Genomic DNA, 26,671 nt, shown 5'->3' on the forward strand with positions numbered 1-26,671 from the left:
GCGCGTGACCCCTGCCGGGTGGGGGAGGGCGCGCCCGGCGGCTGGCCGGGCGGCCCCGATGTGGGGGTGGCGGCGCGCGGTGTCGCCGGCCTCAGGTGTCGCCGGTCAGCAGGTGTAGCTCTTGCCGTCCGCCGCGACCTTCCAGCTGCAGGAACTGATGGTGCCGGCGGCGGCGTTGTTGTCCTTGCTGCCCGGCGTCTTCAGCCGCAGGTTGGGCGACTTGGCCTTGCCGTCGTTGGGCAGCACATGGCGGGCGTACCCGCGGTAGATGTGGTGCTTGCCCTTGGCGTCCTTGTGGTGCTTTCCGGTCCCGGTGTGCACGTACGCGGTGGCGCCGGCCGGGAGCTTGTAGGAGGGGAGCGCCCGTCCGTAGGTGTTGGTGGTGATGTCGGGGATGTAGCCGCCGACGTTGACCGTCTTCTTGGTCACGTTCTTGATGACGAAGTACTCCCCGTTCAGGTTGACCTGCTTGCTGTTCTTGACGTCCGCTCCGGCGGCGTTGGGCCGCACATGCGTGATCATCAGGTCGCCCGTGGTCTTGGCGGCGTGGACGGGGGAGGCCGGGACCAGGACGGCCAGGGTGGCCGCGGCGAGGATCACCGATCGTATGGTGCGGTTCACAGGCGTGCCTCTCACATGCGAAGCCGGGCGCTTCACGCCCCCGGCGTGTTGACCGAGCGCTCAGTGTGCCCCACCGAAACCGGCGTCGTCGGGTTTTTCTCCATAACGGATGTCTCGTGATGACAACGACGGGCGAACCGTCGGGCGACGGGGCAACGTCCTTACAGCTCAGGGGGGTTGGGCGGCGCTTCGGTCGTACACGGGTGCGCTCCGCGCCACCGGCTCCCGCGCCGGAGACTCGGGGCCCGCGCGTGGTGGGTCTCAGGCGGAGTGGCGCGTCACCAGGGTGGGTTCGAAGATGACGGAGGCGGGGGAGCGGTCCGGCTGCTCCACATGCTCCAGCAGTAGCCGGGTCATCTCGGCGGCCATCCGCTCCACCGGCTGCCGCACGGTGGTCAGACGCGGCCGCGCCGCGCGGGCCGCGCTGCTGTCGTCGAACCCGACGACCGCGACATCCTCGGGGACCCGGCGACCCTGCTCGCGCAGAACGTGCAGAGCCCCCTGGGCCATCAGGTCGTTCGCCACGAAGAGGCCGTCCAGGCCGGGATGGCGGGCCAGCAGCTGCGCCATCGCCCGCTCGCCGCTCTCCAGGGTGAAGTTCCCCTCCACGGAGGGGAAGTACGGACTGCCCGCCCGTGCCATCGCGTCCTGGAACCCGGCCGCCCGCTCCTGGCAGGCGAGGACGTCCAGCGGCCCGTTGACCGTGGCCACGCGCCGGCAGCCGCGCGCCAGGAGGTGCTCGGCCGCCAGCCGGGCACCGTCCCGGTGGGCCAGGTCGACGTAGGAGACCGGCAGCGGGCGCGGCGGGCGCGCGAACAGCACCGCGGGCACGCCGGCCTCGACCAGCCGGGCGGGCAGCGGGTCGGCGGCATGGGTGGAGACCAGTACCGCGCCGTCCGCGTGGCCCCGGCGCAGGTAGTCGAACACCTGGTCGCGGGCGGCCGGTGACTCGGCGAGCATCAGCACCGGATGCATGCCCCGGGGGCGGAGGAACTCGACCACTCCGGCGGCGATACGGCCGAAGAACGGGTCGCTGAACAGCGGGCCCCCGGCGTCGCCGTCCCGCTCCTCCCCGCCGTGGACGCTCCCGTCCTCCCGGGGGCCGGTGTCCGCGTCCGGCGGACCGGTGTCCGCGCCCGCGCCGGAGACGACGAGCGCCACGGTGTCCGCGCGACGGGTGACCAGCGCCCGTGCCGCCCGGTTGGGGACGTACCCCGTGGCGGTCACCGCGTCGCGCACCGTGCGCTGGATCTCGGGGTCGACATTGCGGGTGCCGTTGATGACCCGGGAGACGGTGGCCCGTGACACCCCGGCGGCCCGCGCCACGTCCTCCAGGGTGGGGGAGTGCGCCGCTGTGCGGGCCCGATCGCTCATGGACGCCTTTATAACACGGGGAGAGCGCTCTCCTCCGGGAGTCGGCCGCACTCGCCGCCCAATCAGAGCGGCAGGACTGTAAACACCGTGTTTCGGCGGTGTGGCGACGGGTACTCAGCTCGGTGGGAGCGCTCCCATACCGGAAACCCCACAGCCGGACAGGAGAACGCACAGTGCACGCATACCGTCATGCCGATCAGACCCGCCCGCTGCTGAGGGCCTTCGCCCTGGTGACCGCGGCCCTGCTGTTCCTCGTACCGTGGGCGGACTCGGCCGCCGCACACGGGTCCGTCGTCGACCCGCCCTCCCGCAACTACGGCTGCTGGGACCGCTGGGGCAGCGACTTCCAGAACCCCGCCATGGCCGACCTGGACCCGATGTGCTGGCAGGCGTGGCAGGACAACCCCAACGCCATGTGGAACTGGAACGGGCTCTACCGCGACAACGTCGGCGGCAACCACCGCGCGGCGGTGCCCGACGGCACGCTGTGCAGCGGTGGCCAGGCCGAGGGCGGCCGCTACAACTCCCTGGACACGGTGGGCCCCTGGCAGACCACCGACCTCGACAACAGCTTCCGGCTGCACCTGCACGACCAGGCCAGCCACGGCGCCGACTACCTCCGGATCTACGTGACCGAGCAGGGATTCGACCCGGCCACCGAGCCGCTGGGCTGGGACGATCTCGAACTCGTCACCGAGACGGGCAGCTTCGCCCCCACGCAGGACATCTACGTGGACGTGGACGCCCCGGGCCGTACCGGCCACCACGTCGTCTACACCATCTGGCAGGCCTCCCACATGGACCAGGTCTACTACCTGTGCAGCGACGTGAACTTCGGCTGAACCGCTCAACCGCTGCACCGCTCAGCCGCGCCGGCCGTTCCGCACAGCACACGCCCGCGCGGCCGCACGGACCGACCACCGCCCGTCCGTTCCCGGGTGCCGGCGCCTCGACGCCGGTGCGCGGGGCCGGAGCAGGACCGGCCGCCCCGGCAGTCCGGGGTCCGGTGACCGTCGCCCGGCCCAGTGCCGGGGGCGGGCCACCGCCGGTGCGGCCGCCGCTCGCCCCGCCGGGAACCTCCGAGGCTCCCGGCGGGGCGGGTGCTCGTTCCCGAACGGCCCGCCCCGTGCGTGCCGTCGGCGACGCGCGCGCCCCCGGCGCCGCCGCCGTCAGCCGCCCCGCGCGTCCAGATACGCCCGCCACCCACCGTGGCCGGTGATGTCGGACGCCCCGGCCGCCGCGTGCGCGTCGCACTGGAACCCCGTTTCCCAGCCGCCGTCGGCCATTTCCACCGCGCCCAGGGTCATCGGCGACGGCAGCTCCGCGAGGAAGGTGCCCAGTGCGGCCGGTGCCAGCGACCAGCGCTCGCCGCTGATCCGCCCGCCCTCGCCCGGCGGTGTCCTTACCAGCCCCGGCTTCGCCGGTTCGGTCTCCAGCGCCAGCAGCCGGTAGCGCGGCGCGGTCGTCACCTCGCCCGCGAACCGGGCGCCGAGTTCGGTCAGCCGGTGGTGCAGCGGCTGGCCCCGCAGATGCGCCCCGAAGACGACCAGGCTCCGTCCCCCGTCCGGCCACGGCTCGGCCGCCTGTTCGCCGGTCAGCAGTGCCGCGATGTCGATGCCGGCCTGGTCGTCGAAGCCACGGGTGATGACGCTGACCCCGAACGGCCCGCCGTCCGCCGTGCCCGCCGGCACCGCGACCGCCGCCATGTCGAGCAGGTTCACGAAGTTGGTGTAGGTACCCAGCCTCCGGTTGACCTCGACCGGATCGGCGCGCACCTCCGTCAGTTCGGGATGGTCCGTCGTGGTGGGCGACAGCAGGGCGTCGAACCCGTCGAGCAGCGCGGCCGCCTCGGCGCGGTAGCGGTCCAACCGCTCCAGGTCGGCGGCGAGCCGTGACGCCGGGATGTCGGCGGCTGCCAGGATGATCGAGGCCACCGTCGGATCACAGTCCGCGGGCGCGCCCGCGATGAACTCGCCTACCGCCGCGTACCGTTCGGCGACGAGCGCGCCGTCGTAGAGCAGTCGTGCCGCGGCCAGCAGCGGTCCGATGTCGATCGCCTCGGTCCGCGCCCCGGCGGCCTCCAGCCGTTCGGCGGCGAACCGGAACGCCGCCCGGCCCTCCACGGAGAGCGGGGCGAGCCCGGCCTCGTCCGGGACGGCCACCCGGGGCCGGGGCGGAGCGCCGAGCCGCACCCCCGACGGCCAGCAACGGCTGCGCGGATCGGCCGGATCGGGGCCGGTCATGACCGCGACCGCCCGCTGGGCGGCCGTCAGCGACGTGGCGAAGACGGTGACCGCGTCGAAGGGCCGGGCGGCCGGGACCACACCGGTGGTGGGAACCAGGCCCAGCGTCGGCTTCACTCCCACCAGCCCGTTCAGCGCGGCCGGCACCCGCCCGGAGCCCGCCGTGTCCGTGCCCACCCCGATGTCCGCGATCCCCACCGCCACCGCCACCGCCGAACCCGAACTGGAACCGCCCGCGATCCTCGACGGCAGCAGGGCGTTGCGGACCGCGCCGTACGGGCTGCGGGTGCCGACCAGGCCGGTCGCGAACTGGTCCATGTTGGTCTTGCCCAGCACCACCGCGCCCGCGTCGGTGAGGCGCCGCACCGCGGTGGCGCTCTCCTCCGGACGGTAGGCGAACGCCGGGCAGCCCGCGGTGGTCGGCAGTCCCGCCACGTCCACGTTGTCCTTGACCGCCACCAGCAGTCCCGCCAGCGGCAGTCGCTCCCCGGAGCGCACCCGGGCGTCCACGGCCCGCGCGTCGGCGAGGGTCTCCTCGCGTGGCCGCAGGGCGATCCACACCTCCGGCCGGCCGGTCTCCTCGATCCGCCGGTACGCCGCCTCGGCGCGGCGCTCCGCGGTGGGGGCGGCGGCCCCCGCCGCCGGAAGGTGCGCGTCGGCGCCGGCGCCCATCGGCCCGTTCGTCGCGGTTGGCATGGGACCGTCCGTTCCGCCGGACGCGGGCGCCCGGCCGTCTCCGCGGACGGCGCTCCGTCCGCTCACCCCCGCCTGGTGCCCGGTCCGCGGCACTCCCACGCCGCGCCGGCTCGCTCTCACTCGCCGCCGCCGGGGGCGAGTACCGCCAGCGGCGCGCCCGCCTCGGCCTGGAGACCGGGGGAGACCAGCACCTCGGCCACCACCCCCGCGCCCGGAGCCCGCACCACCACCTCCATCTTCATCGCCTCCAGCACCAGCAGCGGGTCGCCCGCGGCGACGCGGGTACCGGGAGCCGCCTCCACCTTCCACACGGTGGAACTCAGCGGCGCCTCCACCAGATGTCCACCGGCCGGCACCTCGATCCGCCCGGGGTCCGGCGCGGGCGGCGCCCCGGGCCGGTCGGCGAACTCCCCGGCCCGCTCCCACGCCAGCCGCTCCGCCTCGAACGCGGCGCTCTGGCGGGCACGGAACGCCGCGATCGGCCCGGCCTCGCGAGCCAGGAACTCCTGGTGGGCGGCGAGCGAGAACACCCCGGGGCGGATGTCGAGTCCGCTCCGCCCCGAGGCCAGCCCGGCCCGGGTGTCGGCCAGTTCCCCGGGGGAGACCGGATACCAGCTGATCCGGTCGAAGAAGCGCAGCAGCCACGGCAGCCCGTCGGCGAACGACCGGCCGGGCCGCAGCCCGCCCCAGATGGGAACGGTGCGGCCGATCAGCTGGTAGCCGCCCGGGCTCTCCATGCCGTAGACGCACAGATAGGAACCACCGATGCCCACACCGGCCTCAGCCGTCCAGGTGCGCGCAGGGTTGTACTTGGTGGTGACCAGCCGGTGGCGTGGATCCAGCGGAGTCGCGGCGGGAGCGCCGAGGTAGACGTCGCCCAGACCGAGGACGAGGTAGGAGGCGTCGAAGACGGTCCGCCGGACCTCCTCCACGCTGCCCAGCCCGTTGATCCGGCGGATGAACTCGATGTTGGAGGGGTTCCACGGCGCGTCGTCGCGGACCGAGGCACCGTAGCGGGCGATGGCCTCGCCCACGGTCGGGTCGTCCCACGACAACGGCAGCCGCACCTCCCGGCTGGGCACGGTCAGCTCCCCGGTGGCCGGCAGTGTCTCCTCCGCCTCGCGCAGCACGGCGAGCAGCGTCCGCAGCGGCAGGACGTCCGGGTCGGTGTGCAGATGCAGCGACCGCACGCCCGGAGTGGCGTCCACCAGACCCTTCGGGCGGAGCGCGGCGAGGTGTTCCGCCAGTGCGTGGACCCGCATCCGCAGCGCCAGATCCAGTGTCATCGGGCCGTACTCGACCAGGATGTTGTCGTCCGCGCCCCGGCGGTACGTCACCTCGGGCGTGCCCTCTCCCGCGGGGCGCCGGGCCAGCACGCCGTCGTCGCCGTCGGTCCCGTCCGGTTCGGGTGCCAGCAGCGCGGGGGTGGACCGCAGCGCGTCGGCGCGCGCCTCGGTCACGGCGGCCAGCCGCACCGTGTCGCCCGGCCGGAGCTGGCCGGTCTTCCAGCGCTCGGCGGCCACCACCGTCACCGGACAGGCGAAGCCACCCAGACTCGGCCCGTCGGGGCCCAGGATCGCCGGGGTGTCACCGGTGAGGTTGACCGCGCCGACGGAGTACGCGGTGTCGTGGACGTTGGACGGATGCAGCCCGGCCTCGCCGCCGTCCGGGCGAGCCCACTCCGGTTTCGGCCCGGTCAGCCGCACGCCCGTCCGGGCGGACTGCGCCGAGACCTTCCACGCCGTGTCACAGAGCGTCCGCAGGCCGGCGCGGGTGAGGAACTCCGGTGCCGCGTGCGGCCCTTCGCTGACCCCGAGCGTCCAGGCGGACGTGAACCGCGGCCGCCGGGCCGGCGGTACCGGAGCCGGCCCGGGCGCGCGCCCGGCGACCGCGCCCGGCCGCAGCACATCCCCGGCACGCAGCGCCCGTCCGGCGTGCCCGCCGAAGGCGCCGAGGGTGAAGGTGGCGGCGCTGCCCAGGTACTCCGGTACCGTCAGGCCGCCGCGGAACAGGACGTAGACGCGCATCCCCGGGCCGTCGGCCGTCCCCACGTCCAGGAGCGCCCCGGCGTCCAGCCGGACCGGCACCCACTGTTCCACGACCCGGCCGTCCACCCGCACCTCGGCGGGAGCCCCGGTGACACAGACCGTGGTGGCGTGCGAGAAGCGCAACGTGGGGCCGTCCAGGGTGCATTCCAGGCCGGGGGCGCCGGGCGGGTTGCCGACGGCGGTGTTGCCCAGGCGGAAGGACAGGTCGTCCATCGGGCCGCTGGGCGGTACGCCGACCTCCCAGTGGCCGACCCGGCCCGGCCAGTCCTGCACCGTGGTCAGCGTCCCGGCCCGTTCCACGTCCACCCGGGGTTCGGGGTCCCGCAGCGTCTCCAGCGTGGCGGTGGTGTGGCGCGCGGCCCGGAAATCCGGCTCGGCGCAGAGTGCCCGCAGCAGCCCCAGGTTGGTCTCCACCCCGCTTACCGAGGTGTCCGCCAGCGCCGCGTCGAGCGCGTCGATCGCCTTCTCCCGAGTGGAGGCGGTGGCGATCACCTTCGCCAGCAGCGGGTCGTAGGCGCTGGGCACCGCCGTCCCCGTCTCCACCCATCCGTCGACCCGCACCCCGTCGGGCAGCCGGAGGTCGGTGATCATCCCGGCGCTCGGGCGGTGTCCGCGCGCCGGGTCCTCCGCGTACAGCCGCGCCTCGACGGCGTGGCCACGCGCCGGCGGGCCGTCGTCGGGCACCCCCTCCAGCAGCTCGGACTCACCTCGGGCGAGCCGCAGCATCCACGCCACCAGGTCGACGCCGGTGACCTCCTCCGTCACCGGATGCTCCACCTGGAGCCTGGCGTTGACCTCCAGGAACCAGGCCGCCTCACGCTCCGCGTCGTACACGAACTCGACCGTCCCCGCTGAGCGGTAGCCGACCGAGGCGCACAGCGCCCGCGCCCCGGCGTGCATCCGGGCCCGGACCGCGGCCGGGATGCCGGGCGCCGGAGCCTCCTCCACCACCTTCTGGTGGCGGCGCTGCGCGGTGCAGTCACGGTCGCCCAGGCTGATCACGCGGCCTCTGCCGTCACCGAAGACCTGCACCTCGACATGGCGTGCCCGCTCCACCAGACGCTCCAGGAACACCCCGCCCCCGAACCCGTGTGCCGCGCGCGCCACCTGCTCGTAGGCGTCGGGGAGTTCGGCCGGCGAACGGCACGCCCGCATCCCGATGCCCCCACCGCCCCCGGTGGCCTTCAGCATCACCGGCCAGCCGACCTCCCGGGCCGCGCGCGACGCCTCTCCGACATCGGCCAGCAGCCCAGAGCCCGGCGGCAGCGCGACGCCCGCGGCCCGGGCCGCCTCGCGCGCCGTGTGCTTGGTGCCGAAGACCTCCAGCTGGGCCGGGGTGGGACCGACGAAGACCAGTCCGGCCGCCGTCACATCGGCGGCGAACGCCGCGCGCTCCGCCAGAAAGCCGTACCCGGGGTGGACGGCGCCCGCGCCGGTCGCCAGCGCCGCCTCGATCAGACGATCGCCGCGCAGATAGCTCTCGGCGGCCGGCGCCGGACCGATCCGCACCGCGTCGTCCGCCTCACGGACGTGCGGCGCGCCCACGTCCGCGTCGGAGTGGACGGCCACCGTCCGCAGACCGAGCTCCCGCGCGCTGCGAATGATCCGGCGGGCGATCTCCCCGCGGTTGGCGACGAGCAGCGTGTCGAACATGGGCGGCATCTCCTTCGGGAACTCCGGGTGGTCGGGCCCTGTGATCCGGGTGCGGGGAGGAGTGACGAGCCGGAGCGCGGCCGAGCCAGGGGCCGCCGAACCGGGCCGCTCGGGCGGCGGTGCCGCCCGGGGCGCGCCGGTGGGGTGGCCCGCAGTGAGGGCGGGGCTGCTCGCGGGGACGCGGCGCCGACCGGCCGTGCACACACTCCCGTAGCCATGGAGTGACGCTAGGTGTGGCGTGTTACCGGCAGGTCCGCCACAGATGAACCGGACGTTTCGGGCGGCCGGTGCTCACGCCGGCCGGGCCCGTCCGCCGGAGGTGCCGTGGGGAACGAACGTCCCCGTGGGTGGTACCGGCGGGCTGCCGCCGAGCCCGCCGGCCACGGGTCCGGCGGCAGCCCGGCGGCCCGGCCGAGGTGGCCGCTACGCGACCGTGACCACGTACTTGCCCCGCACGCCCCCGGCCTCCAGCGCCCGGTGCGCCGCCGCCGTCTCCTCCAGGGGGAAGACCGTGTCCACCGCGGGGCTCAGCTTCCCCTCGGACACCTGCCGGGCGAGGTCGTCGAACTGCTCCCGCGTGGGGTCGCCGCTGAAGAAGCGCACCCGGCGCCCTCCGTGGACCGCGCTGGCCGCGAGGTAGCCGAGCGAGGCGGCGGGCCGGTCGAGGTCGAAGGCGATGGTGACCATCCGCCCTCCGGGACCGAGCAGCCGCCGATACGCCCGCAGGTCGGTCCCCACCGTGTCCAGGACCACGTCGAAGCGGCCCAGATCAGCGGGCCGGACGGTCCGGTGGTCGACGGCACGGTGGGCGCCGAGCCCGCGGACGAAGTCGGCGTTGGCGGGGCGGGCGAGAGCCGTGACGTCCGCGCCGTACGCCCGTCCGAGCTGGACGGCGGCACTGCCGACGCCGCCCGCCGCGCCCCGTACGAGGAGTCGTTCGCCGGAACGCAGCCCGGCCTTGTCGCGCAGCGCGGTGACGGCCGTGGTGGCCACCGGCAGCGCGGCGGCGTCCACCAGGTCCAGCCCGTCGGGGACCCGTCCGACCCGTCCGGCGGACACGGTCACGTACTCGGCGGCACTGCCGAAACCGGAGCGGCCCAGGACACCCCACACACGGTCGCCGACCGCCAACCCCGTCACTCCGGCAGCCCGCGCCGCGACCTCGCCGCTGAAGTCCATGCCGGCGCGCCGGGGGAACCTCCGGCCGGTGACGAGACGGAGACGCCCGGCCCGGGCCGCCAGCTCACCGCCGTTGACGCTGAAGGCGCGCACCTTCACCAGGACCTCGCCCGGGGCCGGCTCGGGGCGTGGCACCCGGCCCACGTAGAGCACGTCGGGGCCGCCGTAACGGTCGTGGAGAACTGCCTTCATCGTGCGGTCGTTCACTGTTCCGCCTCTGCCACCGGTGGCCCCCACAGGGATCTGGCGTCGACCGTAGGCTCCTGGACGGACGCGATCGTCCACGTGGAGCCGAAGCGAGAGACAGTGATGACGGAATCCTCTCGGATCACAGCACGGAACGGCGTACGGGCGGACGCCCGGCGAAACCGGGAGCGCGTCCTCGTCGCCGCCCGCACGGTCTTCGCCGAGCGCGGGATCGACGCCCCGATGGCGGCCGTGGCCCGCCGGGCCGGCGTCGGTGTGGCGACGCTGTACCGGCACTTCCCGACCCGCGACGCCCTGGTGCGGGCCGCGTTCGCGCAGCAGATGGAGACCTGCGCGCGGGCGCTCACCGAGGCTCTGGCCGTCCCTGACCCGTGGCACGGCTTCCAGCACCTGGTCGAGACGGTCTGCGGGCTCCAGCGCGAGGAACGGGGGTTCCCGGCCGCGTTCCTCGCGGCCTTCCCGGACAGCAGGCCGGATCAGGCGCGGTCCCGGGAACGAGCCGAGGGGGACTTCGCGATCCTGGTGCGCAGGGCTCAGGCGTCGGGAGCGCTGCGGGCCGACTTCCGCCCCTCCGACCTCGCGATGGTCCTGCTGGCGCACGGCGGTCTGGTGACCGCCCTGCCTGGGGACAGCGCGACATCCCGGCGCCTGGTGGCCTATCTGCTCCAGTCCTTCCGCGCCGACGCGGCCCGCCGGCCGCTTCCTCCACCGGCCGCGCCGACCCTGAGCGGCCTCCTGGCCACAGCCGAGACCCCGGAGGGGTGACGGCCCCCCGGAACGCGGAAAGACCCCAGCTGGGCTGGGGTCTTCCGGTGGTGTCCGAGGGGGGACTTGAACCCCCACGCCCGATAAAGGGCACTAGCACCTCAAGCTAGCGCGTCTGCCATTCCGCCACCCGGACAGGGCCGCCGTCCGCTGCCCGTGGGGCGCGTCGACGTGGGAAACCATAGCAAAGCCCGGGGGTGGTGATCACACGGGTATCTCCGCGCGCCCGCGCACGGCGTCCGGGCGCGCGGCGGCGCGGACCGGCGGCCGGGCCGGGTCACGCCAGGGGAGAGGATGGAGGTTCCACGCGAGCGTGACGAGGAAGGGAGAGGGCAAGTGAGCGAGCCGAGTCTCAGCACCCCCGAGCGGGAGGTCGTGGATCTGTGCCGCGACCTCATCCGGATCGACACCAGCAACTTCGGGGACGGTTCCGGCCCGGGCGAGCGGGCCGCCGCCGAGTACGTCGCCGAGCAGCTGGCGGAGGTGGGGCTGGAACCGCAGATCTTCGAGTCCGAACGGGGCCGCGCCTCGACCGTCGCCCGCATCGAGGGGGAGGACACCTCCCGCCCGGCGCTGCTGATCCACGGTCACACCGACGTGGTGCCGGCCAACGCCGACGACTGGACGCACCACCCGTTCTCCGGGGAGATCGCCGACGGCTGCGTCTGGGGGCGCGGCGCGGTCGACATGAAGGACATGGACGCCATGACCCTCGCGGTCATCCGCGAGCGGGTCCGTTCCGGCCGCAAGCCCCCGCGCGACGTGGTCGTCGCGTTCCTGGCCGACGAGGAGGCGGGCGGCACCCACGGCGCCCGCTACCTGGTGGACCATCACCCCGGCCTCTTCGAGGGCGTCAACGAGGCGATCAGCGAGGTCGGCGGCTTCTCCTTCACCGTCAACGAGAACCTGCGGCTGTACCTCGTCGAGACCGCCCAGAAGGGCATGCACTGGATGCGGCTCACGGTCGACGGCACCGCCGGCCACGGGTCGATGACCAACAACGACAACGCCATCACCGAGCTGTGCGAGGCGGTGGCCCGGGTCGGCCGGCACGAGTTCCCGGTACGGGTCACCAAGACGGTGCGGTCCTTCCTGGACGAGCTGTCCGACGCGCTCGGGGTCGAGCTCGACCCCGAGAACATGGAGGAGACCCTCAGCCGCCTCAACGGCATCTCCAAGCTGATCGGCGCCACACTGCGCAACACCGCCGCGCCCACGCAGCTCGGCGCCGGCTACAAGGTCAACGTGATCCCCGGCCAGGCGACGGCGCACATCGACGGCCGCTTCCTGCCCGGCCACGAGGAGGAGTTCCTCGCCGACATCGACCGGCTGCTCGGCCCCCGCGTCCGGCGCGAGGACGTGCACGCGGACAAGGCGCTGGAGACCGAGTTCGACGGCCGCCTCGTCGCCGCCATGCAGTCCTCGCTGCTGGCGGAGGACCCCATCGCCCGGGCGGTGCCGTACATGCTCTCCGGCGGCACCGACGCCAAGTCCTTCGACGACCTCGGCATCCGCGGTTTCGGGTTCGCGCCGCTGAAGCTGCCGCCGGAACTGGACTTCGCCGGCATGTTCCACGGCGTCGACGAGCGGGTACCCGTCGATGGTCTGCAGTTCGGCGTGCGGGTCCTGGACCGCTTCCTGGACGACTGCTGAACCCCACCGCCGGGGGCGCGGTCGCGGACCCGTTCGCACCCCCGGCGGTAATCGCCCTGTCGTGCGAAACCATCCGGACGGGTGAAACGCCGTGGGGGTTCGTAGCTTCGTTGGCCTGCCCTCGTTACTGACGATGGCGACCTCTTACCGGGGGTCGCATTGTCAACGAGGAGGAAGCATGTTCAAGAAGGTCGTCGCCGCCGCGGCTGCCACCGGCGGTCTCGTGCTCGCGGGTGCGGGCGTCGCCGTTGCTGACGCCGGTGCCCAGGGTGCCGCTGTCAACTCCCCCGGTGTCCTCTCCGGCAACGTCGTCCAGGTGCCGGTCCACGTTCCGGTGAACCTCTGCGGCAACACCGTCTCCGTCATCGGGCTGCTGAACCCCACGTTCGGCAACACCTGCATCAACAAGTGACGCTGAGCCCCGTTTTCTGAGGGCTTGACGCCGGGTGGCCCCGGAGTGCACGGCGCTCCGGGGCTCCCCGGTCTTTCTGTGGCGGAGGGGGGTTCCGAGTTTTTCACCTCCGCCTCCCACGAGGTAAAAAGGCAGGGGAACAACCAGAATGCGTGAGGTCACCAGGAAGGGCCTGATCTCCGTGGCGGCGGCCAGCGGTGTGCTGGCGATGTCCGGGGGGACGGCGGCCGCCGATTCCAGTGCCCAGGGGAGTGCGCAGAACTCTCCCGGTGTGCTGTCGGGGAACATGGTGCAGGTGCCGGTCGACGTACCGGTCAACGCCTGCGGCAACACGGTCAACGTGATCGGCCTGCTCAATCCCGCGATCGGCAACAGCTGCGCCAACGTGTCGTCGTCCTCGCACGGCGACGGCAAGGACCACGGGTCCAAGGGAGAGCAGGGCCAGGGCGGCCACTCCGGTGAGAACCGGGGTGAGGGCGCCCACGGCGGTCACGGCGGCGGCGCCTCGGCCGAGGGTGTCGCGTCCAACTCGCCCGGCGTCGGTTCCGGCAACGCGGTGCAGGTCCCGGTCGACGTGCCGGTCAACCTGTGCGGCAACAGCATCTCCGTCGTCGGTCTGCTCAACCCGGCCATCGGTAACGACTGCGGCAACGACAGCGGCCCCGGCAGCCCGGAGAAGCCCGGGAAGCCGGAGGAGCCGAAGACCCCGGAGGAGCCCGAGACCCCCGAGGAGCCGAAGACCCCCGAGGAGCCCGAGACCCCGGAGGAGCCGAAGACTCCCGAGGAGCCGAAGAGCCCCGAGGAGCCGAAGAACCCGGAGGGCCCCAAGGACCCGCGCGGTGAGGACCCGCGGGCCGAGACCCCCACCGCCCCCGAGGGGGCGCTCGCCCAGACCGGCGGCGACTTCTCGCCCGGCATCGCCATCCCGCTCGCGGCCGGCCTGCTGGCCGGCGGCGCGGTGCTCTTCCGCCGCTCCCGCGTCGGTCAGGGCGCCTGACCTCGCGCAGCAACCGAACCGGCCGGGGTGGCCACCGCGTCCAGCGGTGGCCACCCCGGCCGCGGTATGCCCGCTCCCGGGTCTCTCCGGCACGGGGCACGGCAGCTCCGGGAGAACGGCCCGGGAGTCACCAGGTGGCCCGGATCTGGCGGATGACCCGACGGCGCAGCCGCACCCGCCGGCTTCCGTCCGGAAACAGCCGCAGCCTGTCCAGTTCCCAGTGGCCGTACTCGGCGTGCTCGGTCAGGAGGCGGGTCGCGGCGGCGCGGGAGACCCCGCGCGGGACGAACACATCACGAAACTCGTATTCCGGCATCGAATCCATTGTGCGGGCAGGGGCCACTTGCCGATACCGTCTGCACCATGTCTGATGCTGCGCAGCCCAGCGCTGCCGAGGTCCGAGCCGCCGCCGAAGCCCTGAAGGAGGCGCTGGACCGCCACCTGGACGCCGTGGAACGGCGCGCCGCCGGAGGCGAGGCCGACGCCGCGGCGGACGCCGAGGTCTTCAACGCGTTCAACGAGCTGGCCGCGGCCGGCGAGGTGTACGACGAGTTGCTGTACGAGGTCCACGACGAGGTCACCCCCTTCGAGGTCCCCGCCACCGACGGCACCGTGGACTACGAGGGCCCCGACGAGCCGGAGGTCCTCAGCGTCTTCATCCGCCGTGACTACCAGGTCACCGAGCCGCGACGGCTGCTGGCACAGGCCGAGCGGATCACCGAACTCGATCCGGAGTCGGTGGACGACGCCGAGGCCGCGGGGGTGGGCGCGCGCCACAGCCTGCACGCCGCGATCGGCGTCCTCTTCGGAGAGTTCGAACCCGACGAGATCGCCACCCGGCACAAGGAGTTCGGCCTGGAGGAGGGCGACGCCACCACGTGGGTCGCCGCCGCCGACGAGCCCACCGAGCCGGGGGAGTGGCTGCCCGCACCGTTCGAGTCGGTCGACCCGGAACGGGTGATCTGCCGCTTCGACATCAGCGACGCCTTCGACGAGGAGGAACTCGACACGCTCTGACGCGTGCCGTCGCCCCGCGCGGCGTCCAGCCGTCCCCGGGTGCCCTCACCGCGGTGGGAGCACCCCGGGCGGCGTCGGTCCTGAGCGACCGACGCCCCTCACCGCTGGTCGGGCTGGCGCAGCAGCTCAGCGAGGCGGGTGGTGCGCGCCGCGGGCGTCGCCGCCACCGCCCGCGCCAGATCCGGACCGGCCCCCTGCACCACCGAGAGATGCCGCCGCGCCCGGCTGAACGCCGTGAGCACCCACGCCCGGTCGAGCAGCCCGCCCGCGTCACCGGGCACGACGACCACCGCCGCCGGCCACTCGTGCCCCGCGGCCTGGTGCGCGGTGATCGCCCATCCGTGCCGCAGGCTGACCTCACCGGCCGGCACCGAGACCCGGCCGCTCCCCGTCTCGCACTCCAGGCTCCGGCTGGCACCGTCCGCACCCACCACCGTGCCCAGCACGGTCTGGCCCGGGGCGGCCGACCACGCCACCCGGTCGCCGCTGTCGAAGCCGCCGAACCTCCCCGGCCCGGGGTTGAGCCGCTCCTTGAGCGCGGCGTTGAGCGCGACCGTGCCGACCGGGCCACCGTGCGCCGCGGTGATCACCGCGGTCTGCGACGGATGCCCGCCGAAGGCGCGTGGAATCGACTCGGTGACCAGCTGCACCGCCCGGTGCAGCGCCTCGCCCGGGTCGCGGACCGGCACCACGACCACTTCCTTGCCCGGCGCCTCCACCTGGCCCAGCTCACCGGTGCCCACCATCGACACCAACTCACCCACCGGCCCCGGGTCCGGGGTGCGGGACACCACTCGCGGGCAGGTCCCCGAGGCGATCAGATCGGCCAGGACGCGCCCGGCCCCGGCCGAGCCGAGCAGCCCCGGATCGCCACTGAGGACCAGCCGTGCGCCGTCCGGCAGCGCCTCGACCAGAGCGGCAGCGGCCTCCGTGTCGAGCCGGTCGGCGTCCAGGACCGCCAGGACGTCCAGCGCGAGCGCGCCCTCCTCGTCCCGGGGCAACGCCCGGGGCCCGTGCAGCATCTCCGCGACCGGGACGGTCTCCGGCGCCCCCTCCCCGGCCGTCGGGCGCTCCGCCCGCTCCTCGCCGGGGCGTTCGTCACTCGCGGATGGAGGAGGTGTGGCGGTGTGCGCCGCCAGGACGGCCCGGAGCCCGAGGGAACGTGCCCCCGCCACCAGAGCGGCCGGCTCCGCGCGGGCCGCCGCGCCACCGGTGTGGGTGACCACCCCGTGGCCGGCCGCCGCCTCGATCAGCTCGCGGGCGGACGCGGACGGCGCCGCCTCGGCCACCCGCTGCCAGCCGGCCGCGTCGGCGCTCCCGGCGGCTTCGCCGTCTCCGTCGTTCGCGCCGCCGTCAGCGCTCTCACCCCTGTCGCCGCCTTCCGACGGGCCCGTCGCGTCGGCTTCCGCGCCGGTGTCCGCGCCGGTGTCAGGCTCGGGCCCGGCTCCGGCGGTTCCGGTGCCGGGACCGGCCGGCGCCCGGTAGGTGGTGCGCAGCCGGAGCAGGCCGTCCGCGAGGCTCTCCTCGGCGACCGCGTAGCGGTCCAGCCCCACCAGCGCCCGGGTCGGAGTCCGGCCGTCCTCGTCCGGCTCGGCGCCCGGCACCGGGTCCTCGAAGAGCAGCACCGCGCCCGCCTCGACCGCCGCCTCCAGCGCCTGGGCGGGGTCGGGCACGGCATGGCCGGCCAGATCGCGGCAGAGCTCCTCCGGCGTGCGCACGGTGTCGCCGCGCCGCGCCGCCCGCTCCAGCAGCCATCCGGCCAGGGCCCGGCCGCGGCGCTCGTCGCCCGGGCCGCAGGCATCCTGGAGCAGGGCCCGCGCGAAGGTGTCGGCCTGCTCCGGCCGGACCCCGGGCGCCGTGAGCAGCGCCCACGGGTCCGAGCGCAGCACCTCGGCGGCCCGCGCGCCCAGCGCGCCCGTCACCGGGCCCGCCAGCGCCGCGGGAGCCCCGCCCTCGGCCAGCAGCGCGGCGAGCCCGTCCGCCGGTGTGCTCGGCGCGGGCGGCGGTGTGGCGGGGCCGTGCGCGGGGGCCTGGGTGCCGTTGGCCGGGCCCGAGGGTGCCGGGGCCGTGCGCGAGGGCGCCGGCGGCGGCACCGGCCGGGTGAAGAACTCCGTCGCGGACCGCTCGCCCTTCTCGACCGCCCGCACGGCGGCCATCAGCTCCTCGGCCTTGCCGCCGGGCCCGGTCCCGCCGTCCGCCGGTGCGGGGCTCCCGTTGGTCACAGCGTGCTCCAGTCGTGGTCGGGGTAGTGGTGCACCGGCGCCGACACATCGTCCAGCGCGCGGCGGATCTCGTCAGGAAGCGTAAGGTCCGCCACCGACAACGCAGCGTGAAGCTGGTCGGGTGTCCGCGCGCCGACCAGCGGCGCCACCACCCCAGGCCGGTCACGGACCCAGGCCAGCGCCACCTGCAGCGGTGTCGCCCCCAGACCGTCCGCGGCCGTGCACACGGCATGCACCACCCGACCCGCCGTGTCGTCCAGATAGGGCGCGACGAACGGCCCCAGCTCGTCGGAGGCACCGCGTGAGGCGGCGGGCAGCACCCCGTCACGGTACTTGCCGGTGAGGACGCCACGCCCCAGCGGTGAGGACGGCAGCAGGCCGATCCCCAGGTCCAGCGCGGCGGGCAGTACCTCGCGTTCCACACCGCGCTGCAACAGCGAGTACTCCATCTGTGTGCTGCTCAGCCGGCTGCGGCGGCCCGGGTCGGCGAGCTGCCAGGTGCCCGCCTTCGCCAGCTGCCACCCGCAGTAGCCGGCGACGCCCGCGTAGCGGACCCGGCCGCTGCGCACCGCGTCGTCCACCGCCTGGAGCGTCTCCTCCAGCGGAGTGTCGCGGTCGTAGGCGTGCAGCTGCCAGATGTCGACGTAGTCGGTGCCCAGCCGGGCCAGGGAGGCGTCCAGGGCGTCGAGGAGATGGCCGCGCGAGCCGTCGATCCTGCGGTGCGGGCCGGGGACGCTGCCGGCCTTGGTGGCGACGACGACGTCCCGGCGGGGCACCAGGCCACCGAGCATCCGTCCGAGGAGGTACTCGGCGCCTCCGTCCGCGTAGACGTCCGCGGTGTCCACCAGGGAACCGCCCGCCTCCCAGAAGGTCTTGAGCAGCCCCGCGGCGTCCTGCTCCCCGACATCCCGGCCCCAGGTCAGGGTGCCGAGGCCGAGTGGGGGAACGCGAAGGCCCGTGCGGCCCAGATGCCTTGGCTCCATGGGCGTTGAGCGTACTTGCGCGGCACGCTACAGTCCGGAGGTACCTGGAGGTTACCGGCCGGTAGCCACCGTGTGACGACGACGGACGCCCGCGACGAAGGAGTACACGATGCGCCTCGGTATCAACCTCGGCTACTGGGGAGCCGGGATGGACGCGGACAACCTCGCGGTCGCCCAGGAGGCGGACCGGCTCGGCTACGCCGTCTGCTGGGCCGCGGAGGCCTACGGCTCCGACGGCCCGACCGTGCTCTCCTGGGTCGCCGCGCAGACGGAGCGCATCGACATCGGCTCCGCGATCCTCCAGATCCCCGCCCGCGCCCCCGCGATGACGGCGATGACCGCTGCCACCCTCGACTCCCTCTCCGGCGGCCGCTTCCGGCTCGGCCTCGGCGTCTCCGGCCCGCAGGTCTCCGAGGGCTGGTACGGCGTGAAGTTCGACAAGCCGCTGGCCCGCACCCGCGAGTACGTGGAGATCGTCCGGCGCGCCATGTCCCGCGAGCGGCTCACCCACGAGGGCGAGCACTGGACGCTGCCGCTGCCCGACGGCCCCGGCAAGCCCCTCAAGCTGACTGTCCACCCGGTCCGCGAGCACATCCCCCTCTACATCGCGGCGATCGGGCCGAAGAACCTCCAGCAGACCGGCGAGATCGCCGACGGCGCGCTGCTGATCTTCTTCGCGCCGGAGCACGCCGAGGAGACCACCCTCGGCTCGCTGCGCGCCGGCCGAGCCGCCGCGGGCAAGACGCTCGACGGGTTCGACGTGGTGCCGACCGTCCCGATGGCGGTGGGCGACGACGTGAGCGCGCTCGCCGACCAGTTCCGCCCCTACACCGCCCTCTACGTCGGTGGCATGGGCAGCCGCAAGCAGAACTTCTACAACCGGCTGGCGCAGCGCATGGGGTACGAGAAGGCGGCAGCGGAGATCCAGGACAGGTACCTGGACGGGGACAAGGAGGGCGCCGCGGCGGCCGTGCCGCACGAGCTGATCGACTCCACCACGCTGATCGGCCCGGTGGAGCGGATCGCGGACCGGATGCGCGCCTACGCCGAGGCGGGCGTCACCACGCTCTCCCTCGCCCCGGCCGAACCGCCGCCGCCCCGTAAGCTCTCGGGCATGGCTACCCTGCTGCTCCTGCGCCACGGCCGCACCGCGGCCAACTCCGACGGGCTGCTGGCCGGACGCGGCCCCGGTGTCGGCCTCGACGACCTCGGCGCGACCCAGGCCGCCGCGCTCCCCGGCCGCCTGGCCGGCGTGCCGCTCGCCGCCGTCGCGCACAGTCCGCTGCAACGCTGCCGGGAGACCCTCGCACCCCTGCTCGCCGCCCGGCCGGAGCTGCCGGCCCGCGTGGAGGAGCGGCTCAACGAGTGCGACTACGGCGAATGGACCGGCGGCAAGCTCTCCGAGCTGTCCCAGCGGCCCCTGATGGACATCGTCCAGCGCCACCCGTCGGCCGCCACCTTCCCCGGCGGCGAGTCCATGCGGGCGATGCAGCACCGGGCCGTCGCGGCCGTCCGGGACGGCGACGCGCAGGTGGAGGCCGAACACGGCGCCGACGCGCTGTGGCTGGCCTGCACCCACGGCGACATCATCAAGGCGATCGTGGCCGACGCCCTCGGCATGCACCTCGACCTCTTCCAGCGGATCGCGGTCGGTCCCGCCTCCGTCACCGCCATCCGGTACACATCGGAACGGCCGTTCCTGCTGCGGCTCGGCGACACCGGAGCCCTGGACGGCCTGGCGCCGGCACCCCCTGGTGCCACCCGGACCGGACCGGAGGGCTCCAGCGCCGTCGTCGGCGGCGGCACCTGACCGGCGACCGGCGGGCCTCAGTGGCTCTCCCCCGGGGCGCACGGAGCGCCCGGCGCGCCCCGGGGGGCCGCGGCACACCCGCCGCGCGCCGGGCCGCCCGCCCGGGGCGGAGGCGCGGTGATCCACACCCGCAGTAGGGTGCCCATGAACCAGCAGTTGATCCAGCAGTCGACCCACGGAGCGGAACAGGTGTCCCGTCAGGTTTTCCTCTACGACCCTCCGGACCGTTTCGTCGCCGGCACCGTGGGGCTGCCCGGCCGCCGCAGCTTCTTCCTCCAGGCCACCGCCGGTCCGCGGACCACCAGTGTGGCACTGGAGAAGGCCCAGGTGGAGGCGCTCGCGGAACGCATCGACGAGCTGCTGGACGAGGTGGTCCGCCGCGCGGGCGGCAAGACCACCGTCCCGGCCGTCGCGCCCTCGGACATCGCCGACACCGATCCGCTGCAGGCGCCGGTGGAGGAGGAGTTCCGGGTCGGCACCATGGCGCTGGCCTGGGACGGCGACGCCGAACGGATGGTCGTCGAGGCACAGGCCCTCGTCGAGCTGGAGGCCGACTCCGAGGAGGAGTTCGCCGAGGCCGAGGAGCGGCTGCTGCGTGACGACGAGAACGGCCCCCCGATGCTCCGGGTACTGCTGAGCGGCACCATGGCCCGCGCCTTCGCCAAGCGGGCCCTGGACGTGGTCAACGCCGGCCGCCCGCCCTGCCCGCTGTGCAACCTGCCACTGGACCCGGAGGGCCACGTGTGCCCGCGGCAGAACGGCTACCGGCGGCGACTGTGACCACCGACGGGGCCGAACGCCTCCTCGCCGTCGGCGCGCTGACCGTTCACGGGCGGCTCACCGGCGCCTCGAACGCCGTGCTCTACGCGTCCGTCTCCGACGGGGCCGAGGAGCTTCGCTGCGTGTACAAGCCGGTCGCCGGTGAGCGCCCCCTGTGGGACTTCCCCGACGGCACGCTCGCCCAGCGGGAGGTCGCGTCCTACGAGATCTGCCGCGCCCTGGGGTGGGATCTGGTGCCGCCCACGGTGCTGCGGGAAGGGCCGCACGGCCTGGGCATGTGCCAGCAGTGGATCGGCCCGGGGCCCCAGGAGGGCCCGGCCGGCGCCGACGCCGAGGCCTACGAGCCCACGGACGAGGCGACGGACGACGCGGCCGATGGGCCGGCCGGCGCTTCCGGCGGGCACGACCGTGCCGACGACCCCCGCGCGGCCGACCACGGCGACGACCACGGCGACGGCGACGACCACGACGACTACGACGACCACGACGACCGCGAACCGCAACTGCTGGCGCTGGTCGAGGCCGACGAGCCCGGACCGGGCTGGAAGGCTGTCGGCCACGCCCAGGTCGCGCCGGACCGCACCGCCCTGCTGGTGCACGCGGACGACCCGCGGCTGCGGCGGCTGGCCGTCCTGGACGCGGTGATCAACAACGCCGACCGCAAGGGCGGCCACCTGCTCGCCCCGTCCGGCCGCGAGCTGCGCGCCATCGACCACGGAGTGACCTTCCACACCGAGAACAAGCTGCGCACCCTCCTCTGGGGATGGGCCGGAGAACCGCTGCCCGGGGAGATCACGGCCGCGCTGGGGCGGCTGGAGGAGCGGCTGGGCGACGGCGGAGTGCTGGCCACCCGGATGGCGGCGCTGATCACGGCCGAGGAGCTGGAGGCCCTCCGGGGCCGGGTGGCGATGCTGCTCACCACCGGCAGCCACCCGCTTCCCGGCGGCGACTGGCCCGCCATCCCCTGGCCGCTGATCTGACCGGAGTTCCGGCGGCCGTCATGTGACGGGGACCGATCTCGTGGCCTGCCCGGTGGGCCGGTTAGGCTCTTCTCATGCATGCCTGGCCCGCCTCCGAAGTCCCCGCCCTGCCAGGTCAGGGCCCTGACCTGCGGCTCCACAACACCGCGACGGGCGGGCCGGACCGGCCCACCCCCGGTGACGTCGCCCGGCTCTATGTCTGCGGCATCACCCCGTACGACGCCACCCACATGGGTCACGCGGCCACCTACACCGCCTTCGACCTCGTCCAGCGCGTCTGGCTCGATTCCGGCCGCGACGTGGTCTACGTGCAGAACGTCACCGACATCGACGACCCGCTCCTGGAACGCGCCAACGCCACCGGTGAGGACTGGACAGCGCTGGCGGAACGCGAGACCACCCTCTTCCGCGAGGACATGAGCGCCCTGCGGATGCTGCCGCCGGAGCACTTCGTGGGCGCCGTGGAGTCGATACCGCGGATCGTCCCGCTCGTGGAACGGCTGCGCGACAGGGGCGCCGCCTACGAGCTGGAGGGCGACATCTACTTCTCGGTCGCCGCCGACCCCCGGTTCGGCGAGGTCTCCGGCTACGACCAGGCGACCATGCTGCACTTCTCCGCCGAGCGGGGCGGCGACCCGGCTCGGCCCGGCAAGAAGAACCCGCTCGACCCGATGCTGTGGAGCGCCGCCCGGCCCGGCGAGCCGTCCTGGGACGGTGGCTCCTTGGGCCGTGGACGGCCCGGCTGGCACATCGAGTGCGTGGCCATCGCGCTGGACACCCTCGGCATGGGCTTCGACGTCCAGGGAGGCGGCTCCGACCTCGTCTTCCCGCACCACGAGATGGGCGCCTCGCACGCCCAGGCGCTGACCGGCCGTCACCCCTACGCCCAGACCTACGCCCACGCCGGGATGGTCGGCTACCAGGGCGAGAAGATGTCCAAGTCCCGGGGCAACCTCGTCTTCGTCTCCCGGCTGCGCCGCGACGGGGTCGACCCGGCGGCGATCCGCCTCGCGCTCCTCTCGCACCACTACCGCGCGGACTGGGAGTGGACGGACGAGGTGCTGGCCGCGGCGAACGAACGGCTGGCGCGCTGGCGGGCCGCCGTCTCCCGTCCGGACGGCCCCCCGGCCGAACCCCTCCTCGCCGAGCTGCGCGCCGCGCTGGCGGACGACCTCGACGCCCCGTCCGCGCTGCTCGCCTTCGACCGCTGGGCGGCCTCCCAGGCCGAGGGCGGCGGCAGCGACGAGAGCGCCCCGGGCATCGCGAGCCGCGCGGCGGACGCGCTGCTGGGCGTCGCGCTCTGAGTCCAGGCGTCCTCTGAGACCGCACGCTCCGAGCGCACACCAGAGGGGCCCGGCCGACCGGCCGGGCCCCTCTCGGTCGTTCAGTCCTCCGGGCCGTCGCCGGCGGACGGTGGCGGGGACGGTCCGTCGTCGCCGTCCCCGCGTGCCCGGCCGCGCCCGCTGCCCGGGTCCCGGAGGTAGGGCCCGTTCTGTCCGCTGCCCGTGCCGCCGGGTCCGCCGGAACGGCGGCGCAGATAGCGCTCGAACTCCCGGGCGATCGCCTCACCGCTGGCCTCGGGCAGGTCGGCGGTGTCCTTCGCCTCCTCCAGCGACTGGACGTACTCGGCGACCTCGCTGTCGTCGGCGGCCAGCTGGTCCACGCCGATCTGCCAGGCGCGGGCGTCCTCGGCGAGCTCGCCCAGCGGTACGGAGAAGCCGAGCAGGTCCTCCAGTGCGTGCAGCAGCGCCAGCGTCGCCTTGGGGTTGGGCGGCTGCGAGACGTAGTGCGGTACCCCGGCCCACAGGCTGACCGCCGGAACACCGGCGTGCGCGCAGCTCTCCTGGAGGATGCCCACGATCCCGGTGGGGCCCTCGTACCGGGACTCCTCCAGGTTGAGGGTGCGCGCCAGCTTCTCGTCGGAGGTCACGCTGCTCACCGGTACCGGGCGGGTGTGCGGGGTGTCGCCGAGCAGTGCGCCGAGGACCACCACCATCTCCACCCCCAGCTCGTGCGCGAAGCCGAGGATCTCGTTGCAGAAGGAGCGCCAGCGCATGCTGGGCTCGATCCCGCGCACCAGGACCAGGTCCCTCGGCCGGCCGTTGCCCTCCTCGGGGCTGATCCGCACCACCGACAACCGGGTGGTCGGCCAGGTGACGCGGCGTACACCGCCGTCCAGCCACATGTGCGGACGGTTGACCTGGAAGTCGTAGTAGTCCTCCGCGTCGAGAGCGGCGAAGACCTCACCCTTCCAGGTGCGGTCGAGGTGGTCGAGCGCGGCGGAGGCAGCGTCACCGGCGTCGTTCCAGCCTTCGAACGCGGCCACCATCACCGGGTCGACCAGCTCGGGAACTCCCTCGAGCTCGATCACCCAGCGCCTCCTTCCGGCCGGGGCACGACGGTGTGGCACCGCGCGCCCGGACTGCTGATTCGTTCCGTGCTGGCCCAGCCTACGGCGTGACCGTGCCCAGCCCGGAGCCCTTGTACGCATCCGTGCCGCGGGTCACCGCCACCGGTTCCGGGGGAGGGCGCGGGCACCGTGACCGGGGGCGGACGCGGCGGAGCCGGACCGGGCGTGGGGCCGGTCCGGCTCCGCCGGGCGGTGGGGCGGCGCGTGGGCGCGACCGGGTCAGTCCTTCTCGTCGAGCCAGCCCATGGTGCGTTCGACCGCCTTGTGCCAGTACTTGTACTGGGTGTCACGGGCGGCCGCGTCCATGTGGGGGGTCCACTCGTGGTCCTGTCGCCAGTTGGCCCGCAGCTCGTCCGTGCTGGACCAGAAGCCGGTGGCGAGCCCCGCGGCGTAGGCGGCGCCGAGGCAGGTGGTCTCGGTGACCTCGGGGCGCACCACCGGCACGTCGAGGAAGTCCGAGATGTTCTGCATCAGCAGGTCGTTGGTGGTCATGCCGCCGTCCGCCTTCAGGGTGGTCAGCTCCACCCCGGAGTCCTTGCGCATGGCGTCGGTGATCTCCCGGGTCTGCCAGGCGGTCGCCTCCAGTACCGCGCGGGCGATGTGTGCCTTGGTGACGTACCGGGTCAGCCCGGCGATGACGCCCCGTGCGTCGGCACGCCAGTAGGGGGCGAACAGGCCGGAGAAGGCGGGCACGAAGTACGCCCCGCCGTTGTCCTCGACCGAACGGGCCAGCGGCTCGATCTCCGAGGCGCTGGATATCAGCCCCATCTGGTCGCGCATCCACTGGACCAGCGAGCCGGTGACCGCGATGGCGCCCTCCAGGGCGTACACCGGCTTGTCGTCGCCGATCCGGTAGCCGACGGTGGTCAGCAGTCCGGCGTAGGAGTTGACCGGCTTCTCGCCGGTGTTCATCAGCACGAAGGTGCCGGTGCCGTAGGTGGACTTGCCCTCGCCCTCGGCGAAACACGTCTGCCCGAAGAGGGCGGCCTGCTGGTCGCCCAGCGCCGAGGCGACCGGGATGCCGTCCAGCGGTCCGCCCTTGGCCGTGCCGTAGACCTCGGCCGAGGAGCGGATCTCGGGCAGGACCGCGGCGGGCACGCCCATGGAGTCGAGAATGCGCTGCTCCCAGTCGAGGGTGCGCAGGTTCATCAGCATGGTGCGGGAGGCGTTGGTGACGTCGGTGACGTGCCGTCCGCCGTCCGGGCCGCCGGTGAGGTTCCAGATCACCCAGGAGTCCATGGTGCCGAAGAGGATCTCGCCCCGCTCGGCCCGCTCGCGCAGGCCCTCGACGTTGTCGAGCAGCCAGCGGATCTTGGGGCCGGCGAAGTACGAGGCGAGCGGCAGGCCCGTCTCACGGCGGAACCGGTCCTGGCCCACGTTGCGGCCCAGGTCTCGGCAGATGGCGTCGGTGCGGGTGTCCTGCCAGACGATGGCGTTGTGGACCGGCTGCCCGGTCGCCTTGTCCCACAGCAGCGTGGTCTCGCGCTGGTTGGTGATGCCGATCGCCTTGACCTCGTCCCGGGTGACGCCGGCCTTCGACAGCGCGCCGGCGACGACCTCCTGGACGTTGGTCCATATCTCGGCGGCGTCGTGCTCGACCCACCCGGGTTTCGGGAGTATCTGCTCGTGTTCCTTCTGCTCGACCGCGACGATGGTTCCCGCCCGGTCGAAGACGATGCACCGGCTGGAGGTGGTCCCCTGGTCGATCGCCGCGATGTACTCGCGGGCGCCGCCGGAGGTGGCGTGCGTGTCAGTCATGGTGCGGCTCCTGCTCCAGATCGTCGTGTGTGTCGGGTGGGTGCTGCTCAGAACGCCAGCCGGGAGATACCGGCCGCCAGCGCACCGCCCGCGAGGGGGCCGAGCACCGGAATCCAGGCGTAACCCCAGTCGGATCCGCCCTTGTTGGGCAGCGGCAGCAGGGAGTGCACGATACGGGGGCCCAGGTCTCGGGCCGGGTTGATCGCGTAGCCGGTCGGACCACCGAGGGAGAGACCGATACCCACGACGACCAGCGCCACCATCAGGCCGCCGAGGCCGGTGACCTGCATGCCCTCGTTGACGCCCAGCCGGATCACGGCCAGGACCAGGACGGTGGTGGCGATGAACTCCGTCGCGAAGTTCTGCCAGGGGCTGCGGATCTCCGGGCCGGTGGAGAAGATGCCCAGGACCGGGCCCGGGCCCTTGTGGCCGCCGCGTTCGCCGTCCTTGGCCTCGGCCGCGACGATGTTCGGGTCCCGCAGATGTGCCTGGAAGTGACCGTAATAGGCGACCCAGACAAGAATGGCGCCGATAATGGCGCCGATCATCTGTCCCGCCCAGTAGACCCACACGTTGGACCAGTCTCCGCTGTCCAGGGCGAGCCCGAGGGTGACAGCGGGGTTGATGTGCCCTCCGGAGAGTTCGGTGGAAATGTACACGCCGCTGAGAACGGCGAATCCCCAGCCGAAGGTGATGGCGACCCATCCGGCTCCGAAGGCCTTTGATTTCGCGAGTACCACTCCGGCGACGACGCCGCCGCCGAGCAGGATCAGTACGGCGGTTCCGAGAATCTCGCCGACGAAGATGTCAGAGCTGGACACCGTGCCTCCTTGTCCGAGTCTGGTGCCTGTCCGGGTGGGGGG

At 73.9% G+C, this 26,671-nt stretch carries 21 protein-coding genes, 1 tRNA gene and 1 pseudogene; 11 read left to right on the top strand and 12 right to left on the bottom strand.

Annotated elements, in window-relative coordinates; translation table 11 throughout:
* Positions 1-105 precede the first annotated feature (105 nt).
* Both E0D90_RS06545 and E0D90_RS06550 read right to left on the bottom strand, forming a co-directional pair.
* Complete coding sequence (locus E0D90_RS06545) at positions 106-600, bottom strand: lamin tail domain-containing protein (protein WP_227870034.1); 495 nt, start codon at positions 598-600, stop codon at positions 106-108.
* 282 nt (positions 601-882) lie between these two features.
* Entirely contained in the window at positions 883-1,995 is a 1,113-nt protein-coding gene (locus tag E0D90_RS06550; RefSeq protein WP_130796953.1) for a LacI family DNA-binding transcriptional regulator, read from the bottom strand.
* A 173-nt stretch (positions 1,996-2,168) separates the two neighbouring features.
* Between E0D90_RS06550 and E0D90_RS06555 the strand changes: the two genes are divergently transcribed.
* On the top strand, positions 2,169-2,837 hold the full coding sequence (locus E0D90_RS06555; RefSeq protein ID WP_130796954.1) for a lytic polysaccharide monooxygenase auxiliary activity family 9 protein: 669 nt from the start codon (positions 2,169-2,171) through the stop codon (positions 2,835-2,837).
* 327 nt (positions 2,838-3,164) lie between these two features.
* Here E0D90_RS06555 and atzF read toward each other — a convergent pair whose 3' ends face one another.
* The 3 genes from atzF to E0D90_RS06570 form a co-directional block, all read right to left on the bottom strand.
* A complete protein-coding gene (gene atzF / locus E0D90_RS06560) occupies positions 3,165-4,934 on the bottom strand; it encodes an allophanate hydrolase (RefSeq protein WP_227870035.1) in 1,770 nt (589 codons plus the stop codon).
* A gap of 116 nt (positions 4,935-5,050) precedes the next feature.
* Positions 5,051-8,635, bottom strand: a complete 3,585-nt coding sequence (gene uca, locus E0D90_RS06565) for an urea carboxylase (protein ID WP_130796955.1) — start codon at positions 8,633-8,635, stop codon at positions 5,051-5,053.
* A gap of 423 nt (positions 8,636-9,058) precedes the next feature.
* Entirely contained in the window at positions 9,059-10,021 is a 963-nt protein-coding gene (locus E0D90_RS06570; RefSeq protein WP_130796956.1) for an NAD(P)-dependent alcohol dehydrogenase, read from the bottom strand.
* Between the two features lie 102 nt (positions 10,022-10,123).
* Here E0D90_RS06570 and E0D90_RS06575 point away from each other — a divergent pair, with 102 nt between their 5' ends.
* The gene (locus E0D90_RS06575) at positions 10,124-10,786 is read left to right on the top strand and encodes a TetR/AcrR family transcriptional regulator (RefSeq protein WP_130796957.1); all 663 of its coding nucleotides are present in this window, start codon (positions 10,124-10,126) and stop codon (positions 10,784-10,786) included.
* 48 nt (positions 10,787-10,834) lie between these two features.
* Here the strand turns inward: E0D90_RS06575 and E0D90_RS06580 are convergent.
* A tRNA-Leu gene (locus E0D90_RS06580) sits at positions 10,835-10,922 on the bottom strand.
* A gap of 200 nt (positions 10,923-11,122) precedes the next feature.
* On the opposite strand from E0D90_RS06580, the gene E0D90_RS06585 reads away from it, so the two are divergent.
* From E0D90_RS06585 to E0D90_RS28405, 3 genes are all read left to right on the top strand, one after another.
* A complete protein-coding gene (locus E0D90_RS06585) occupies positions 11,123-12,439 on the top strand; it encodes a M20/M25/M40 family metallo-hydrolase (protein WP_227870036.1) in 1,317 nt (438 codons plus the stop codon).
* A gap of 178 nt (positions 12,440-12,617) precedes the next feature.
* Entirely contained in the window at positions 12,618-12,851 is a 234-nt protein-coding gene (chpH, locus tag E0D90_RS06590) for a chaplin ChpH (RefSeq protein ID WP_103503309.1), read from the top strand.
* 148 nt (positions 12,852-12,999) lie between these two features.
* The gene (locus E0D90_RS28405; protein ID WP_130796959.1) at positions 13,000-13,848 is read left to right on the top strand and encodes a chaplin; all 849 of its coding nucleotides are present in this window, start codon (positions 13,000-13,002) and stop codon (positions 13,846-13,848) included.
* A 127-nt stretch (positions 13,849-13,975) separates the two neighbouring features.
* On the opposite strand, the gene E0D90_RS06600 is transcribed toward E0D90_RS28405, so the two are convergent.
* The gene (locus E0D90_RS06600) at positions 13,976-14,164 is read right to left on the bottom strand and encodes a DUF5703 family protein (protein ID WP_103503307.1); all 189 of its coding nucleotides are present in this window, start codon (positions 14,162-14,164) and stop codon (positions 13,976-13,978) included.
* 47 nt (positions 14,165-14,211) lie between these two features.
* Between E0D90_RS06600 and E0D90_RS06605 the strand changes: the two genes are divergently transcribed.
* On the top strand, positions 14,212-14,865 hold the full coding sequence (locus E0D90_RS06605) for a hypothetical protein (protein ID WP_103503306.1): 654 nt from the start codon (positions 14,212-14,214) through the stop codon (positions 14,863-14,865).
* Positions 14,866-14,963: 98 nt separating this feature from the next.
* On the opposite strand, the gene E0D90_RS06610 is transcribed toward E0D90_RS06605, so the two are convergent.
* Both E0D90_RS06610 and E0D90_RS06615 read right to left on the bottom strand, forming a co-directional pair.
* On the bottom strand, positions 14,964-17,021 hold the full coding sequence (locus E0D90_RS06610) for a helix-hairpin-helix domain-containing protein (RefSeq protein WP_130796964.1): 2,058 nt from the start codon (positions 17,019-17,021) through the stop codon (positions 14,964-14,966).
* Positions 17,022-17,083: 62 nt separating this feature from the next.
* Positions 17,084-18,070, bottom strand: a complete 987-nt coding sequence (locus E0D90_RS06615) for an aldo/keto reductase (RefSeq protein ID WP_130796960.1) — start codon at positions 18,068-18,070, stop codon at positions 17,084-17,086.
* Positions 18,071-18,179: 109 nt separating this feature from the next.
* Between E0D90_RS06615 and E0D90_RS27645 the strand changes: the two are divergent.
* The 5 genes and pseudogenes from E0D90_RS27645 to mshC all read left to right on the top strand — a co-directional run.
* A pseudogene (locus tag E0D90_RS27645) lies at positions 18,180-19,244 on the top strand (LLM class F420-dependent oxidoreductase); the annotation flags it as partial.
* The gene (locus tag E0D90_RS27650; protein ID WP_438827376.1) at positions 19,242-19,880 is read left to right on the top strand and encodes an MSMEG_4193 family putative phosphomutase; all 639 of its coding nucleotides are present in this window, start codon (positions 19,242-19,244) and stop codon (positions 19,878-19,880) included. The pseudogene E0D90_RS27645 and the gene E0D90_RS27650, both read left to right, overlap by 3 nt.
* Positions 19,881-20,069: 189 nt before the next feature.
* Positions 20,070-20,660, top strand: coding sequence for a DUF3090 domain-containing protein (locus E0D90_RS06625; protein ID WP_103504611.1), 591 nt, complete (start codon positions 20,070-20,072; stop codon positions 20,658-20,660).
* On the top strand, positions 20,657-21,640 hold the full coding sequence (locus E0D90_RS06630) for an SCO1664 family protein (RefSeq protein ID WP_438827375.1): 984 nt from the start codon (positions 20,657-20,659) through the stop codon (positions 21,638-21,640). Before E0D90_RS06625 ends, E0D90_RS06630 begins: the two co-directional genes overlap by 4 nt.
* 74 nt (positions 21,641-21,714) lie before the next feature.
* Complete coding sequence (mshC, locus tag E0D90_RS06635; RefSeq protein ID WP_103504610.1) at positions 21,715-22,944, top strand: cysteine--1-D-myo-inosityl 2-amino-2-deoxy-alpha-D-glucopyranoside ligase; 1,230 nt, start codon at positions 21,715-21,717, stop codon at positions 22,942-22,944.
* Between the two features lie 80 nt (positions 22,945-23,024).
* On the opposite strand, the gene E0D90_RS06640 is transcribed toward mshC, so the two are convergent.
* From E0D90_RS06640 to E0D90_RS06650, 3 genes are all read right to left on the bottom strand, one after another.
* A complete protein-coding gene (locus tag E0D90_RS06640) occupies positions 23,025-24,011 on the bottom strand; it encodes a PAC2 family protein (RefSeq protein ID WP_130796961.1) in 987 nt (328 codons plus the stop codon).
* Positions 24,012-24,269: 258 nt separating this feature from the next.
* On the bottom strand, positions 24,270-25,808 hold the full coding sequence (gene glpK / locus E0D90_RS06645; protein WP_103504608.1) for a glycerol kinase GlpK: 1,539 nt from the start codon (positions 25,806-25,808) through the stop codon (positions 24,270-24,272).
* A gap of 47 nt (positions 25,809-25,855) precedes the next feature.
* Positions 25,856-26,629, bottom strand: coding sequence for an MIP/aquaporin family protein (locus E0D90_RS06650; protein ID WP_130796962.1), 774 nt, complete (start codon positions 26,627-26,629; stop codon positions 25,856-25,858).
* Positions 26,630-26,671 lie beyond the last annotated feature (42 nt).

Origin of the sequence: Streptomyces otsuchiensis (assembly GCF_004305975.1) — a bacterium.
GTDB lineage: Bacteria > Actinomycetota > Actinomycetes > Streptomycetales > Streptomycetaceae > Streptomyces > Streptomyces otsuchiensis.